This window comes from Bradyrhizobium sp. 21, from assembly GCF_023073335.1.
GTDB lineage: Bacteria > Pseudomonadota > Alphaproteobacteria > Rhizobiales > Xanthobacteraceae > Bradyrhizobium.
Genome location: NZ_JADPJG010000031.1, coordinates 43,034 through 57,574, shown reverse-complemented (window position 1 = coordinate 57,574; position 14,541 = coordinate 43,034). Strand labels below are relative to the sequence as shown.

At 62.6% G+C, this 14,541-nt stretch carries 14 protein-coding genes; 8 read left to right on the top strand and 6 right to left on the bottom strand.

What is annotated here, in order from left to right:
- Positions 1–2,648 (bottom strand): LuxR C-terminal-related transcriptional regulator (locus IVB31_RS24230; protein ID WP_247328606.1); only part of this gene is annotated, 2,648 nt, incomplete at its 3' end.
- Between the two features lie 119 nt (positions 2,649–2,767).
- Here IVB31_RS24230 and IVB31_RS24225 point away from each other — a divergent pair.
- Positions 2,768–3,151, top strand: coding sequence for a nuclear transport factor 2 family protein (locus IVB31_RS24225; RefSeq protein WP_247328604.1), 384 nt, complete (start codon positions 2,768–2,770; stop codon positions 3,149–3,151).
- A 153-nt stretch (positions 3,152–3,304) separates the two neighbouring features.
- Here IVB31_RS24225 and IVB31_RS24220 read toward each other — a convergent pair whose 3' ends face one another.
- Positions 3,305–3,511, bottom strand: coding sequence for a hypothetical protein (locus IVB31_RS24220; protein WP_247328602.1), 207 nt, complete (start codon positions 3,509–3,511; stop codon positions 3,305–3,307).
- A gap of 221 nt (positions 3,512–3,732) precedes the next feature.
- Between IVB31_RS24220 and IVB31_RS24215 the strand changes: the two genes are divergently transcribed.
- Positions 3,733–4,179: a hypothetical protein gene (locus IVB31_RS24215; protein ID WP_247328599.1), complete on the top strand. Its 447-nt coding sequence runs from the start codon at positions 3,733–3,735 to the stop codon at positions 4,177–4,179.
- Between the two features lie 207 nt (positions 4,180–4,386).
- Here the strand turns inward: IVB31_RS24215 and IVB31_RS24210 are convergent, their stop codons facing one another.
- Positions 4,387–4,725: a hypothetical protein gene (locus IVB31_RS24210; RefSeq protein WP_247328597.1), complete on the bottom strand. Its 339-nt coding sequence runs from the start codon at positions 4,723–4,725 to the stop codon at positions 4,387–4,389.
- A 415-nt stretch (positions 4,726–5,140) separates the two neighbouring features.
- Here IVB31_RS24210 and IVB31_RS24205 point away from each other — a divergent pair, with 415 nt between their 5' ends.
- Positions 5,141–5,326, top strand: coding sequence for a hypothetical protein (locus IVB31_RS24205; protein WP_247328594.1), 186 nt, complete (start codon positions 5,141–5,143; stop codon positions 5,324–5,326).
- 29 nt (positions 5,327–5,355) lie between these two features.
- Here IVB31_RS24205 and rocF read toward each other — a convergent pair whose 3' ends face one another.
- On the bottom strand, positions 5,356–6,333 hold the full coding sequence (rocF, locus tag IVB31_RS24200) for an arginase (protein WP_247328589.1): 978 nt from the start codon (positions 6,331–6,333) through the stop codon (positions 5,356–5,358).
- Positions 6,334–6,601: 268 nt separating this feature from the next.
- Here rocF and IVB31_RS24195 point away from each other — a divergent pair, with 268 nt between their 5' ends.
- The 5 genes from IVB31_RS24195 (at position 6,602) to IVB31_RS24175 (ending at position 10,299) form a co-directional block, all read left to right on the top strand.
- The gene (locus tag IVB31_RS24195) at positions 6,602–6,862 is read left to right on the top strand and encodes a hypothetical protein (protein WP_247328586.1); all 261 of its coding nucleotides are present in this window, start codon (positions 6,602–6,604) and stop codon (positions 6,860–6,862) included.
- A 617-nt stretch (positions 6,863–7,479) separates the two neighbouring features.
- Complete coding sequence (locus tag IVB31_RS24190; protein WP_247328583.1) at positions 7,480–8,463, top strand: DUF3618 domain-containing protein; 984 nt, start codon at positions 7,480–7,482, stop codon at positions 8,461–8,463.
- Between the two features lie 11 nt (positions 8,464–8,474).
- Positions 8,475–9,155, top strand: coding sequence for a hypothetical protein (locus tag IVB31_RS24185; RefSeq protein WP_247328579.1), 681 nt, complete (start codon positions 8,475–8,477; stop codon positions 9,153–9,155).
- Positions 9,152–9,568 (top strand): phage holin family protein, encoded by a 417-nt coding sequence (locus IVB31_RS24180; protein ID WP_247328577.1) that lies wholly within the window; start codon positions 9,152–9,154, stop codon positions 9,566–9,568. Before IVB31_RS24185 ends, IVB31_RS24180 begins: the two co-directional genes overlap by 4 nt.
- Positions 9,565–10,299, top strand: coding sequence for a hypothetical protein (locus IVB31_RS24175; RefSeq protein ID WP_247328575.1), 735 nt, complete (start codon positions 9,565–9,567; stop codon positions 10,297–10,299). The genes IVB31_RS24180 and IVB31_RS24175 overlap by 4 nt, the downstream gene beginning before the upstream one ends.
- Positions 10,300–10,435: 136 nt before the next feature.
- Here the strand turns inward: IVB31_RS24175 and IVB31_RS24170 are convergent, their stop codons facing one another.
- Both IVB31_RS24170 and IVB31_RS24165 read right to left on the bottom strand, forming a co-directional pair.
- Positions 10,436–13,177 carry an EAL domain-containing protein gene (locus IVB31_RS24170; RefSeq protein ID WP_247328573.1) on the bottom strand — a complete coding sequence of 914 codons (2,742 nt, stop codon included), beginning with the start codon at positions 13,175–13,177 and terminating at the stop codon, positions 10,436–10,438.
- Between the two features lie 59 nt (positions 13,178–13,236).
- On the bottom strand, positions 13,237–14,508 hold the full coding sequence (locus IVB31_RS24165) for a FecR family protein (RefSeq protein ID WP_247328571.1): 1,272 nt from the start codon (positions 14,506–14,508) through the stop codon (positions 13,237–13,239).
- Positions 14,509–14,541 lie beyond the last annotated feature (33 nt).

Below are 14,541 nucleotides of genomic sequence, written 5' to 3'. Positions count from 1 at the left end.
GCTACTGGCGAGCTGTCCGCCGCCTGGGAATGGTGCTCATTGCCATGCGCGGCGCCGTTGCCGTTGTCGGGATTGGACTTCGCTTCGGCCGTCTCCGTGGCTGCCGCCTTCGCGGAGCCCGGCTCCGCAGCGTGCTTCGAGTTGCCGTGGTCCGTGTTGCCACCAGTCGCGACGCCCTCGCCTGCTTTCGCTCCTTTGGCCGGCGCCGAATGGTCGGAATTGCCGTGCTCGACTCCACCGGACCCTGCTACCGGCGAATTGTCCGCCGCCTGGGAATGGTGCTCATTACCTTTCCCGACGCCGTTGCCGTGATTGGACTCCCCTTCGGCCGTCTCCGCGGCCGCGCCCTTCGCCTTTTCCTTGTCCGAAGCGTGATCAGAGTTGCCATGATCGGTGTTGTCGGCCGTCTCGACAACCGATGGAACGATCTCGTTCTGCGTGGTCGGGAGAGTGCCCGCGTTCGGATTTGTCGGCTCACTCTTCGAGGTGGGATTCTCGACTGCCGGAGGCGTCGAACCATGACCGGACGCGATCGATGACCCGGAAGCCGGCACACCGGACGCTCCGGTACTCTCCTCTGTCGTGTCTGCCGAGCCGGGCGCGAAGGCGCTGGACTTTGCCGACGTCCCGGAGCCGGTCCGAACGTGCGCGAATTGGAAGCTCAAGCCGTCATCGGCCGAAGCGCTCCAAAATCCCGTCACCCCGGGCGAACTCTCGCTTGCGTGGCCGCTGTTCGCACTCAGAGCAGTCTCTTCGGTTGCGGTCCCCGATATCAGCGCTTGTTCAAGCTGCTCCAAGGTGACCGCGACAGCCGCGCCGGCTGGTTGGGTCGCGACCTCCGCCTCGGCAATGGCAACGATCCCCCGCAAATGGACTTCCAGCAACCCGCGATCGCCGACATCAAGGATGTGGTCGGTCGGGTTCACATAGACGATCGTTTGATTGCTTGCGGGATCGTAGATCCAGGCGAGGGTATGTGGCGGGATGGATTTGGTCGCTGCCGTCAGATGCACCCAGGCAAGCGCGCCGAAAGCCGCAAGATTGAGCCTCCCCGGCCCGGATGCGACATCCAGGACGGAATCGGAAGAGACCGACTTGGGATCGAACTTGGGATCGAACTTGGAATCGCTCGGAGAGCGATCAACAATTTTTTCAAAACTGCCCCCAGTCAGCTGATCGAGGCTATGTCCGCTCGGACTGGAATCGTGACCAGAGGCCACTATGCCAATAGGTGTTTGGAGGTGGTGGCCCGCGCCGTCCGGGCCCGCTTGCCCCTGAATGCTTTCTTGCGTGACGCTATTTGCAATGGTCGCAACGGCAGAATGCGGACCGGAATCGTGCGAAAGGAAGTGCGGAGCTGCGATGTCCGCACGATCGGCGTCAACATCGCGGACCGAGTCCAGTTTTGTAGCGGCCTTGTCTCCGATGCCAGCCAGGAGGTTCTCAACCAAAGCCTGATCCACCTCATGCGCCTGCGCGGCGCCATGAGGGTCGCTCAATGCATATATCAAGGCCCCGGCAAGAGCCGCAAAGGTGCCATAGCCCCCCTGAAGCGACATCGGATTGGAAGCAAGCCGCGGAAGGTGATCTTCCGCGGGGGGAGCACCTCCGGCCGGAGTGTCGTTGGTTCCTCGCAGCAAAAGCGCAGCAAAACTTGGCGTGCTCGATCCAACAGCACTGCCGTCCTTCAACGGTTTGGAGCCCAGGAATTGCTCCGCCGCGCGCAGCGCTTCCATTGCTGCCGCGGGGGTCGTGACTTGGCTTGCTTTGGCAAGCAAGTCCTTCTCCGTGAACGGGGGCGTCCCGGCGGATTCCGAGACGATGAGGCGTTGGAGAATGGCCTTCTTCCAGACCTCATAACCGGCGTGCTCGCCCGTGTGTCCGCGGCCATCGTCATGCGCAAACATATCGTTTGCTTCCGACGCCTTGAGTTCGTCCGCAATCGCGAACACCACAAAGGCGAGAGCGAGCGCGCCGAAGCCAGAGGTGCGTTGCAACAAAGAGATGGTCGCAAGCACGGTCCTGTTGGTGATCTCGAGCTTCTGAAAAATATTGTACAGGTGGACTTTGACTGTCCCCTGGGAAACGTCGAGGCGGCGCGCGATCTCCTTGTTCGACATTCCTTCCGCGACCAGTCGGCCAATCTGACGTTCTCGGGGCGTCAAGAGCTCCAGCATCTTTTCGAGCTTGCCGCCGCCATCAGCTTCGTTGCCGGTTAGCGAGAGATCGGACTGCTCCAGCGAGACGCCGCTCTTTGTCATTAGGCGCAGCGAGCGCAGCATGGTGCCGGGAGCGGCATATTTCGAAATTGCGCTGCAGGCGCCGGCCGCAATCGCTGCGGTCAGATCGTGGTCGGTGTCCGATTCGGTAAAGAACACCAGGCGCGTGGAGAGCCTCTCGGCTTTCGCGATGGCGAGGATGTCGGGAGTCGTGAGATCCGGCAGGGTGTCGGCAATGAGGGCGACGTCGGGCGACAAATTCCGAATGGCCTCGAGGCAGCTTGTCCCATCGCTGGTCGACGCGACGACATCGAAATCCTGCTGGGTCCCGAGTATCGACTTCAATCCCTGGAGGACGATCGGTTGCCGATCAACGAGCACAAGCCGGATGGGTTTGAGGATCCCCTGCTTGGCAGATGCGTCCAACATCGATTTTGCCTCGGCCCCGGTCCTCTATGTCCTTCGGCATATGGCCGTGGCCCGGTGGAGTAATAAAATACAAATGAGCGATTTGGTTCCCTGGAGTAAATCGGTTTGGACGGCAGCAAATGACAAATTTCCCCTTTGACCCGATGGCCGTTGCGGTTGACTGGCTTGATGCCTACCGCGCCGGCGATATCGAAACGATCATGGAACTCCATTCGGACGATGCCGTGGTGCATTGCGGCTGCTGCGGCGTGCAAACCATTACCGGCCGTGAGGCCCTTCGTGCCTTTTGGGTCGACCGCCTCCGGAAATATCCGGCAGGCACGTTAGACGATCTCAGTCCCTCGGATAACGGAACTGTCATTTCCTACGTCACCAATATTGGTGTCATGAGCGCGCTTTTGAGGTTTGACGCCTCCGGGAGGATCAGGCTGCTGGACTGCAGCCCTCTGCACCAGGCCCCGGCGCGATCGGGCTCGCCCTGCGGCGCAAGCCCGGCACTTTAACCTGGGCTTCGTAGTGTGTTCGTAACTAACTGCCGAACGCAACGCGCAAGGCCACCACGATCACCGCCGAGATAAGAAACGAAATCGCGAGTAGCGTCCAACTGGGCCTTGTGCTTCCGCGGGCCACGCGTGCGAGGAGCATTTTCATGCTCGTCAACATTCGTCGCCGGGAAGCCGGCACAGGTAGGCTATCCCGAAACTGGCGAGTTCTTGGGCCTCGCTCGCGCACTCTTCCTTTCTCCTGAGCAAATGGCGTTCCAGCAGGCATCGCCGGCTGTCGAATGCGTCGACATCGGTATGCCGTGCCCGGTAGACCGCCCAGGCGGTTTCAGTAGCAATCTTCAACACGGCGTCGTCCACGATGCTTGCTCTCCAGACACCAAATCCATCGCTGCCAACGCGAGGCATTCTCGAAAGTTTCCAGGTTTTCCCGGGCATCTGGAATCGTGCAGATCAGGTCGCCGTGAATCCTGTGGTTCGTGTGCCGTCCGCCGCGGCCGCGGGCAACAGCGACGGCAGGAAAGCTAGCAACCATTGCTTATTTTTCCCGTTATTCACGCACGGGCAGAAGCAGCTGTGATGTGAAAGGTATCGCAATGAAGAAGATTGCAATGTCGGCACTGATGGCCGGCGCTCTCGGTTTGAGCTCGATCGCGGCGACGTCTCCAGCCGAAGCGCATTGGCGAGGTTGGGGACCGGGCATCGCCGGCGGCCTCCTTGCAGGTGCCGTGATCGGTGGGCTTGCCTCCTCCGCCTATGGCTGGGGGCCTGGCTACGGCTACGACGGCTTCGGTCCACGCTACTACGGCGCTGATTACTATGGCGCCGGCTACTATGGCGGCCCATACGCCTACGACGACGCGTACGATGCACCTTATCGTTGGGGCGGCGGATACACCACGACCAGCTATTACACGCAGCCCGTTACCTACGGCTACCGCTATCGCCGCGTCGTGCGCCCTGCCTACGCTTATTACCGCGGATCCTATCCTTCCGTGCGGCACCGTTGGCATCATCACCGCTGGTGAGAGTTTCACTCGGCAACTCGGATGAGACCGCGCTCCGAATGAGCGCGGTTTTTTCGAGGAGGCGCGCGTTTCGTTGACCCGAAGAAGAGATCGTGCGGGCGAGGTAATGTCGGCGTCTCCCCAACCCAACAGCGGCGAATAACCGCCTCTCAGCCGCCGCTTGGGGCCGATGTGCCAGCCGATGTGCCCATGGGTCTATCGCGACCGCTAAGTTCGCGGCGTCGGCTGCGGCGGCGCAGCAGGCTGCTGCGAAGGTGCTGCGGGCGGCTTGGGCTGCTCCGCAGGCGCAACGATATCTCCCCCGCCATGTGGCACACAGGTCCCTACATTGCTTAGCAGTCTTTTCGCCTCGAGGTCGCGGGCCTTCTTGTAGTCGTGACGCCGGTCAATTCTTGCCGCGGCCAAACGGTCCCAGGCATCGAACGCATCAGCGTAATGCTGTCGCATCTGCTCCTCGGCGGACAGGCAGTCACTGAACTTATCGAATACGAGATCGGTGTTGACGGGCGCGACGCCGCCGACGAGGACCACAAGCATCCATTTCATGGCTTCTGCCTACGTTCACGCCGGCTCACTGGGAACGATGAAGCGTCGGCAATGTTCCGGCCGCGTCGCCGCCCGATCTCGCTGGCAAGACATTCCGGAGCCAGATCCTCTGACACCGACAGAGCGGGATGAGTGTGCACGCGCGATATCCAGCCTCCCCGAAAGAAAAAAGCCCCAGCTCGCGGGGTATGGGGGGCATTCGAGCTGGGGCCATACGGGGTCGCCCTTGGGGAAGGGCATCGGGAAAATTTGGCAATTGCGAGAATGTTCCTGCCCGGTTTTGAGTCCTGCGAGGATTTCCACCTAGGGGTCGTAAGCTGCTTGATTTCCCAGACGTCCGAAATTCACGAGGTGATTGACTCCGCAGTTCGGTTGCCGGATTATCCCGAGCGGAAATCGACGCCGGCGGCTGGACATGGACGACTACCTGGCCAAACTCGAAAAGCTGCGGACCGAGGCGGCCGAGTGCGCCATGATCCGCGATCTCACGACTGACAAAGCTAAGCAGGATGTATTCGACCGGCTAGTGAGTCACCTTACGGTTCTCGCCGACCAAGTTGAGATGGCGATGCTGGAAAGAAGGAAAGCCGTCGGAGAGTAAGGCTGCCTCAGTGGGCCGTCTTCGCCGATTCACTCGCCCGGCGCGATCGCGTTGCTTGGGGTCGGCCGGTCGGCGATCTGCTGGCCGAACAGGCTGCCGATCAGTTCAACCGCGGTGCGCGCGGTGCGGCCCCGCTCGTCGAGGAACGGGTTGAGCTCGACGATGTCGACTGATCCGACCACGCCGGAATCGTGCAGAAGCTCCATGATCAGATGCGCCTCACGATAGGTCGCTCCACCCGGCACCGTCGTGCCGACTCCCGGTGCGACGCAGGGGTCGAGAAAATCGACGTCGAAGCTGACATGCAGCACCCCGTTGGCGGCCCTGACACGCTCGATGACGCGGCGGATCAGCACCGCGACGCCGAACTCGTCGATCTGGCGCATGTCGACAACCCTGATCCGCCGCGCGCGCATCAACTCCTTTTCGAGCTTGTCGATCGAGCGCGCGCCGAACAGGTCGAGCCTGTCGGGATCGATCGAGACGCGCGGATCATCGCCGAGCAATCCGTCGAGGCCGGGTTCTCCGCACAGGAACGCCGCCGACATGCCGTGCATGTTGGCGGTGATCGTCGTCGCCGGCGTGTTGTAGTCGGCATGGGCATCGAGCCAGAGCACGAACAGCTCGCGTCCGCGCTCCCGCCAGTGTCGGGCCATGGCATTCACCGATCCCATCGACAGCGTGTGATCGCCGCCGAGGAAGATCGGCAGCGCACCGGTTTGCGCGATCTCGTAGCCTCTGCGGCTCAGCACGCGGGTCCAGCGCTGGATTTCACGGTAGTGATTGGCTTTTTCGGGGGGCTGGTCGGCGAGGTCCCGGACCTCGGCCACCGTGAGATCACCGTAATCCACGACCTCAAAGTCGAGGCTTTCGAGCAATGTCGCAAGGCCGGCGGTGCGGAGCGCCGCGGGACCCATCAGGGTGCCGCGTTGCGAAGCTCCCATGTCGATGGGCGCGCCGAGCAAGGCGATGCGCCGGGCTCGATCCGTCGTGGTCCGATCGGTCACAGCTGTCTCCAGAGATCAGCAAGGTTGAGCCAGCCTAACAGAGATTCGCATCCGTCGTTTCACGGGGGAAGGCCCGCGCAGGCGTGGATCATCTCGGAACAATATCCCGCGCGCCGCATTGCTCATCCAAGGCCGGTACCCGCCGTAAAAACCACGGCGCCTGTCGCGGATAGCCAAAGGTCGTGTGACCCGCTGTTCAGAACGAGCGCTCGCGCGGATAGCCAAAGGTACCGGCCTCCGTCATATGATCAATCCGGAGGTCGCGCACTTGAGCACGGAGATCCCGCAGTCCACTTCCCAACCCGGCATGGCCGAGCGCGCCATCGATGCTGCGGCGGACGTATCCCGCACGGTCGGTGAAGTTGCAGGTGGCCTGCGTGCAGCAGTCGACCGCATGACGTCCGCTGTCGACGAAGCGAGGAAACCGGGCCGGCCTCTCGCGACCGTCGCCGCGATCACGCGCGAAGCACCGCTTGCCAGCCTGTTCGTTGCCTTCCTGTTCGGCGTCGCGGTGGCGCGTCGGCGCTAGAGGATATGCTCATTAAGCGGCTGGCGCCTTATGTCCGGCTTTACCGCCAACATCAGCCGGTTGCGTGCGACAATCTAATCCATAGAAATCTGTTTAATAGAGACGGTCAGCTCTCCCGATAATGCGGCCGCCGATAAGCAGCGGCATTTCGAGTGCCGCAAAATGATCGATCCGCACCACGTGAATACAATCATCTTCACGACGTTTTGCGCCTTTTTTGCACATCGTCCGGACGCGAAACTGGAATTGAAGAAACCAAGCTGCTCGCAAAGCAAATTGCGGATGCTCTCAAGGGGGTGGGACTGCAGATTGCCGCCGCCGATCCGGCGAGTGTGACTGGCTTCTATGCTGCTGGCGATCGTCTGGCGCTCATGTCCGCAATTCTTGCTGACCGGAGATCGGCTGTCGTTCAGCTGGTTCGTTCTTGGCGCTCAACCCCGTTGGTCCTCAATCGTAGTCCCCCATTTCGTCTCGCTTGGCGAAGATCCGATCACGCTCTCACCCGTGGCGAGTGCGCTCTGTGAATGGAATGCACCGCTGGAGCCCATCATTAGGAACAACTCAAAAAACCGTGAGTTCGATTACAACAAATCCGAAAAGCGAGAGAGGGTGATGCGATGACGCGGTCCGTGGAGGAATTAAGACGTGAGTCCGAGCGAAGTCGCGCTCAGTTGGCAGCTACGGTCGATCGGCTGAAAGAGCAGGTCTCGGAGACGGCCGAGGACATCCGCCACAAGGTGTCGCCGCAGCACATCAAGTCGGAAGTATCCGACTATGTCACCCACACGACAAAGAGCTGGGTCGACGGACTGAAACAGCAGATCATGGACAACCCTATGCGGGCCGTGGCCGCCGGGACGGCCGTAGCGGTTCCACTTCTGCGCTTCGCGCGCGGTGTCCCCTTGCCGCTTTTAATGATCGGTGCCGGCTTGGCGCTCACCTCGAAAAGCGTGCGAGACCGCGCCGCCGAGGTTTCCGGCCCCGCAATGGAGAAGGCGGGCGAGGTTTTCGAGGACATGGCGGGCCGTGCGCGCGCCATGCAAGGCGATTTCACGGATCAACTATCTTCCGCCGGTAATCAGGCCGCCAGCATGGCCAATATCGCGCAAGATTCGACTGCCGGTCTCGCGGCGGATTTGCGAGCACGGGCCACCCAGGCCGCCGATACGATTGGCGAGAAGCTTAAGAGCGGGGTGGATGCCGCGAAGGACAGTGCCTCCGCAGCGAAGGACGCCGCCGGCAGAGCGCCCCAACAAGCTCGCGCGATTATCAGCGATAATGCAGCGTTGATCGCCGGCCTTGGGGTGGCGATCGGAGCCGTCGTCGCAGCCGCCCTTCCGGAAACCAAGGTTGAAGCGAAGGCAATGGGCCAGGCGAGCGACGGCGTGAAGCGGGCCGCCGCCGAGGCCGCTCAATCCGGATTGGACGCGGCAAAAGATGCCGCAGTGTCGGCAGCCGACGCGGCAACAAACAGAGTCGCCGAGGCCGGTCTCGGTGAGCATGCCAGCCGCATGACTCAGAACCTCGCTGACTCGCTCAAGACAGCCGCCGACGACGTCGTTGGAGCCGCTTTCAATTCTTCCCGCAATTCCAATACCTGAAGGAACGCACCATGAGCGATCTAGACCTGAGCAGAGGCACGAACTCGAATGAAGATCGGAACGCGGGTTCTCCCAAGAACCTGAAGGACCAAATGGCGGAGGCTGGAGCGACTGTAAAGCAGCGGGCCGAGGAGGCCTTTCAGGCAACGGCTGACGTCGCCCAGGACAAGTTCAAGGAAGCGGGGGATGCGGCCAAGGACCTCGCTTCGGGGACCATGGACCAGATTCGCGGCCAGGCACGCGAGCAGCAGCGGTCTGGAGCCGAGTTCATTGAGCGACTGGCCGGCAATGTTCGGGAAGCGGCTCGCGCCTTCGAGAGCGACGTGCCTTTTGCCGCCCGCGGCATCAACTCCGCCGCGGACTATGTTGAAGATACCGCCGAGAAGATCCGCAACGGCAGCTTCCGCGATCTCCTCGACGGCGCAACCGATTTCGCGAAGCGTCAGCCAGCCGCTTTCCTTGGCATCTCGGTGCTCGCCGGTTTCGCCGCCGTCCGCTTCTTGAAGGCCTCCGGCGGTGACTCGCCTTCATCGCGACCTGGAATGAAAAGTGGAACGTCTTCGGCCCAGGGCGACGAATGGCGCGGAACCACGTCTTCCACCAAAACCGGTCACGCATCCACGCAGGGCTCATCGGCATCCGGCAACAATCCGCAGCGGACCACATCCTTCAAAGGCGGCAGCGTGTCATGACCATTCAGCATGATATCAAGACAAGCCAGAACGATCTTCGGACCATCTCCACGCTGGCAACCGACGCGATGGGTCAGTTCGCCAAGCTGTTCCAGAACGAGATCGACTTGGCCAAGGCTGAACTCAGCGACAGAGTGCAGAAGATAACGGGAGCCGCAGGCCTCCTTGCCGGTGGCGCTCTCCTGGTGATCCCCGCCATTGTGATGGCGCTGTTCGCGCTGTCGGCGGCGCTGATCTCCGCGGGATGGTCGCAACCGCTTTCCTACCTGACATCCGCGATTGTCGCTGGAGCCATTGCGGGCGTGCTGTTTGCAGTCGGCATCAACCGGCTGGATGCCCGTAATCTTGCGCCACGGGAGACCATCCGGCAGCTGGAAAAGGACAAGGACACTGTGAAGGGAATGGTCCGATGAGCAGCACGCAAACTGGCTTTTTCGATAATCTGGTCGCAGCCGCCAAGGAAAATCCCCTTGCCGCAGTCCTTATTGGGGGCGGCGCGCTGTGGCTTATGGCTGGTGACGACAGGATCAAGGGCGCGGCTCGGTCCACGGCGGCTGCCGCCTCCGGTGTGGTCGATAGCGGAGTGAGCACGATGCGGAGTACGGCATCGGCGCTCCAGCGCACTGCGGCGCCTCCCACGGCGCCCGAAATGGATCACGAAGGGTCACTCGACGGCGGCGGTACGGTACGGTCAGCCAAGGGCGCCGCATCCGGCATTCTGTCAGAGACCGCCGACAAGATGAGGGCCCAGTTCGAGGGCGGAGTAGAGATGGTGCGGGATGGTTTCGCCAAAGTGGGCGACCAGGTTCCGGGTGGCGAAGCCGTCTCAAAAGCAAAGTCGTCGTTGTCTGATGTGCTCGAAAGGCAGCCGCTTGTGATTGGCGTGGTCGGGTTGGCCATCGGCGCCGCTGTCGCAGGGGCATTCAAAACCACCGACATCGAGAATGAGTATGTCGGAGAGACCAGCGATGCTATGAAGGCCGACCTGAACAGCCGCGTCGGTGCAGTGTCGCAGGCGTTGCGCGAAAACTCCGACACGCTGTTAGCAGAGGTTTCCGATACTGGCGGCGAGGCTCTGGATCGGATCAGGCAGACCGGGATGGATGCAGTCGGAGCAGCCCGTGAAAGGGCCAAGTCGCCCTAATGCTGTGACCATCGAAGAGTCGTCGCGACGTCCGCGGCGACTCTTCCGAATCATTCCGCGTGTCGACCAGAAGAAGTGCGACCGTTGTGGCTGTTGCAAGCGATCTCACGGGATTTTTCATCGCGAAGCCCAAGTGTCAGGCTGCGCTGACGGCGGCGCACTCGGCGGCGAGGAATTGCCGCTCGAATGCTTCCGCCGGCATCGGGCGGCCGAAGAAATAGCCCTGCCCTTCCTCGCATCCCATGCTCACCAGGAAATCGGCCGTGGCGCGATTCTCGATGCCTTCAGCCACGACCGTGAGGCCGAGCTGCTTGCTGAGGCCGATGGTCGACCCCACGATCGCGGCATCGTCGGAATGCGCCAGCAGATCGAGCACAAACGACCGGTCGATCTTGAGCCCGTCGAGCGGAAACTTCTTCAGATAGCTCAGGCTCGCATAGCCAGTACCGAAATCGTCGAACAAAATTCGGACGCCGAGCTGCTGGATCCGCTTGAACATGTCGAGCACGCGGCTTTCGTCGTGGAGCAGGATGTCTTCAGTGACCTCGATCTCGAGCAGCGACGGCGTCAGCCCCGTTGCGTCCAGAAGCGTCGCAACCGAATGCGCGAGATCGCCGGAGTGGAGCTGCGAGGGCGACAGGTTGATCGCGACGCGCACAGGGTCGCCAGACAATTCCCAGGTGCGTGCCTGCCGGCAGGCGGTCTCCATCACCCAATTTCCGATCCGCTCGGACAGCTCCGAGGTGTTGACCACCGGCATGAACTCTCCAGGCGAGACGTAACCGCGCACGGGATGCCGCCAACGGATGAGCGCTTCGGCGCCGACCAGGCTGGCGTCGATCAGGCGAACCTGGGGCTGGTAGAACAGCTCGAACTCGCCGCGATCCGCGGCAAGCGCCAATTCGCTCTCCAGCGTCAGCCGGTTCTCCAACTCCTGCCTGATCGCGCTCTCGAAGATCACATGGCTGCCGCGCCGCGTCAGCTTTGCCTTGGTCAGCGCGAGATGGCCATTGCTCAGGAGTTCGTCCGCATTGTGCCCGCCTTCCGGATGGACGGCGACGCCAATGCTGATCCTGACACGATGCTGCCGCGTTACGGTTGCAAGCGGCGCTTCGAACGCGCGCGCAATTCGCTCGGCGAACTCTGCGATCGGCTCGGCGCCATCTGAGCTTTCGCGCGCAATGGCGAATTCGTCTCCGCTAAGCCGGGCAACGATAGCACCATCCCCAGCCTGGTCCTTCAGGCGAATGGCGACCGCTTGCAGCACGAGATCTCCAACGGAATGACCCAGCATGTCGTTGATGCTCTGGAAGCCGTCGAGCCCGATCACGAGCAGCGCGATCTCGCGAGAGCGCCGAGGTGCATCCACAATCATGCCCACCAGGCCGGCATGCAGCGTGTTGCGGTTGGCAAGGCCGGTCAGCGCGTCGTATTCGGCGAGATATCTGACGCGTTCGGCCTCCCGCTTGCGGACCGAGATGTCGCGCAGGATGGCTCCGTACTGGAATCCATCCGTTCCCTGCCAGCCGGAGAAGCTCGCCTCGACGGGAAAAGTTTCACCGTTCTTGCGCCGCCCTTCGAACTCGACGACGACCGCCCCGCCGGGTGCGAGGAGGGCCTGGCGTGCGGCGTCGCGCGTGGACGGCCTCGCCTCACCGTTCACCGGCACGGCGCACAGCGTTTCGAACGGGCGGCCGATGATCTCGGCAGGCATATAGCCGAAGATCGCACTGGCGCCGGGATTCCACACCGTGATCAGTTGATCCTCGTCGGTGCAGACGAGGCCATCGCCGAGCGACATCGCGATACGATGAAAGCGGCTTTCGGCGATACGCCCCATGAGACTGCGAAAATCAATTTCGTCCAGTGCGATCGCCGTCAGATAAGCGACAATCGCGATGTGGAACAGCGATGTGTCGATGATGAAGGGCCATCTTGCCTGCACGAGGACGGCGACCAGCTCGCAGGCTGCTCCGGCCGAGATCAGAATTGCGACGCGCATTCCCGGTGCGAAACGGCGCCACGAATACATCATCAGCAGGCAGATCACACCGAGACCCAGGATCATGCCGATATCGGAGGTCCAGCGCAGCATCCGGTTCTGGAGGATCGATTCTGCCGCCAGCGCCTGGAGAATGGGTCCCGGGACGATGCGGCCGTTTGGAACGCTGAGCCGGTCACCAAGTTCGAGCGCCGTCGCACCAACGATGATCTTCTTGTCTCTCAGCTTGTCCAGAGTGGCGGTATCGCCCCGGAGCACGTCGACATAGGAGACACTCGGGACGGAGCCCGCCCGAATACTGAAATCGATCAGGAAAGGCGGCCGCCGATTGGCGTCCTGCCCGGCCAGCACGACGGCCATCGACGGCATCAAGGCGTCGCCAAGCTTCTCGCCGAACGGATAGCGGCGAACGAGCCCGTCGGATTCGATCGCGACGTTGACGAGTGCCGGCCACGACTGGTTGCTGAACGGCTTGAGGGGACGATTGATATGGGGCACGCCGCCATTCGGCGTCGGCTGCTTGAAGGACGGCAGGATCGTCGAGCCGCCGGCCTCCCGAAGCGCGGTGACCAACGCCTCGTCGGAGGCCGCATCGGATGGCGTGCTGAAATCGACGTCGAAGGCGACGTCCTGCGCTCCCGCCGCCGCCAGCCTGTGCAGCAGTTCCGCATGCAACCGGCGCGGCCAGGGCCACACCCCGATCTGGTCGATCGAGGGCGCGTCGATGCCGACCACGACGACATTGCCGCTCGCAGCACGCGATTGCCATGCGAACCGCAGGTCGGTCAGCGCGTTGCGAAGCGAAGCGTGCCACCCCGTGGACAGCACCACCGCGAGCGCGGTCACGACAAGAACATGCGGCCGGTAGCGTTTCACCCGATCCTCCCGCGCACCCGCGTCGGCGGGTGCGCCCCCTCATCCCCTAGGACATCGCCTTAGTGCTTGTTGTGGCCGTAGGCATTGCCATGACCATTGCTGCCGTTGCCGCCGCCATTCCCGTTGCCGTTGCCGTTGTTGCCCTTGCCGTTACCGGTGGCACTGTTGCCGTTGCCGTTGCCGTTGTTGTCCTTGTTGCCGTTGCCGGAATTCCCGTTGCCGGAATTGCCGTTGCCGCCGGACTTGCCGCTGCTGGTCCCGGAGCTGTCGCTGGATGACCCGGCTGTCGCCGCGGCTATTGCCGCGCTCGCACCCGTCGAGCTGGTGCTGCCAGCGGTCACGCCGCTGCTTGTCGTGACCGCTGTCTGGACGGCGCCGTTGGATGATGTCGTGCTCGCCTTCGTATCGCCCCAGACCGTTTCGGTGCTGGCGTTCGCGTTGCGCACCTGTCCGGGAGCAACGGCGCCATGGGCGAGACCATTCGTGACCTTGTGGAAGTTCAGCTTGACCTCGCCGAGCGAGCTCGAGATGCGCACGACGCCAGCCTTGGAGCCGCCGGCCTTGGAAAGGTGACCTCCTGCGGCCTGATGCGATGGCTTCGGCGCGGCGGCCGCCTTCGTACCCTTGTCGATCGGACCGAGCGCATGGATCGCGTGGCCGTTCGCGGCGTTGCGCGGGGCGGACAGGCCCGATTTCGGCACGGGGACGCGCTCGATCGTCGAGGCGCGCGGCTTGCCATGCTCGATCGGATTGAACGTCCCGGCGCCGCTCAGGCTGAGGCCGGGCTTGCCGTGCGCGAAGACGGTGGCGGCTTGTCCCGGCAGCACCTGGGCGATCTGTCCCGTCTTGAAATCGGAGACCTCGACCTGGCCGCGGAGCACGCCGACCTTGGTGCTGCCCGCGCCCACGGTGACGCTGAACTGCGTGCCCTTGACCACGGCGGCGAGATAGGGCGTCTCGACCTCGAAATGCTTGACGTTGCGCTTTTCGACCTCGAGCAGGATCGAACCTGCCTGCTGGATGATGGTGGTCGAGAGACCCTCCTTGCTCTCGGTCGGCAAGCCGACCACCGAGTTGGGAGAGATCAGGATGGTTTCCTCGCCGCGGACGAGCAGGACGCGCCCGTTACGTCCGGTGCGAATGGTATCGCCGGGCTTGAGCGCCTCCTGCTGCGTCAACGATATTTGCTGGGCGCCGTTGGTGGCGACCCAGACCTCGCCGGTGGCCTTGCCGACCGACCAGACGCCATCGTCCGCGGCGGATGCGCCGGAGGCCGATCCCAGGATCAGCGCAGCCACGACGGCGCGCCGCATTCCAATTTTGCCCAGCATGACGATTCCTCAGTCCGCGTTACAGCCGATCTG

Bases quoted from the DNA above. Each gene is read 5' to 3' on its own strand.
- IVB31_RS24225 (WP_247328604.1), top strand. From the start codon at position 2,768: ATGACAAATTTCCCCTTTGACCCGATGGCCGTTGCGGTTGACTGGCTT.
- IVB31_RS24210 (WP_247328597.1), bottom strand. From the start codon at position 4,725: ATGAAATGGATGCTTGTGGTCCTCGTCGGCGGCGTCGCGCCCGTCAAC.
- IVB31_RS24205 (WP_247328594.1), top strand. From the start codon at position 5,141: ATGGACGACTACCTGGCCAAACTCGAAAAGCTGCGGACCGAGGCGGCC.
- IVB31_RS24190 (WP_247328583.1), top strand. From the start codon at position 7,480: ATGACGCGGTCCGTGGAGGAATTAAGACGTGAGTCCGAGCGAAGTCGC.
- IVB31_RS24185 (WP_247328579.1), top strand. From the start codon at position 8,475: ATGAGCGATCTAGACCTGAGCAGAGGCACGAACTCGAATGAAGATCGG.
- IVB31_RS24180 (WP_247328577.1), top strand. From the start codon at position 9,152: ATGACCATTCAGCATGATATCAAGACAAGCCAGAACGATCTTCGGACC.
- IVB31_RS24175 (WP_247328575.1), top strand. From the start codon at position 9,565: ATGAGCAGCACGCAAACTGGCTTTTTCGATAATCTGGTCGCAGCCGCC.
- IVB31_RS24165 (WP_247328571.1), bottom strand. From the start codon at position 14,508: ATGCTGGGCAAAATTGGAATGCGGCGCGCCGTCGTGGCTGCGCTGATC.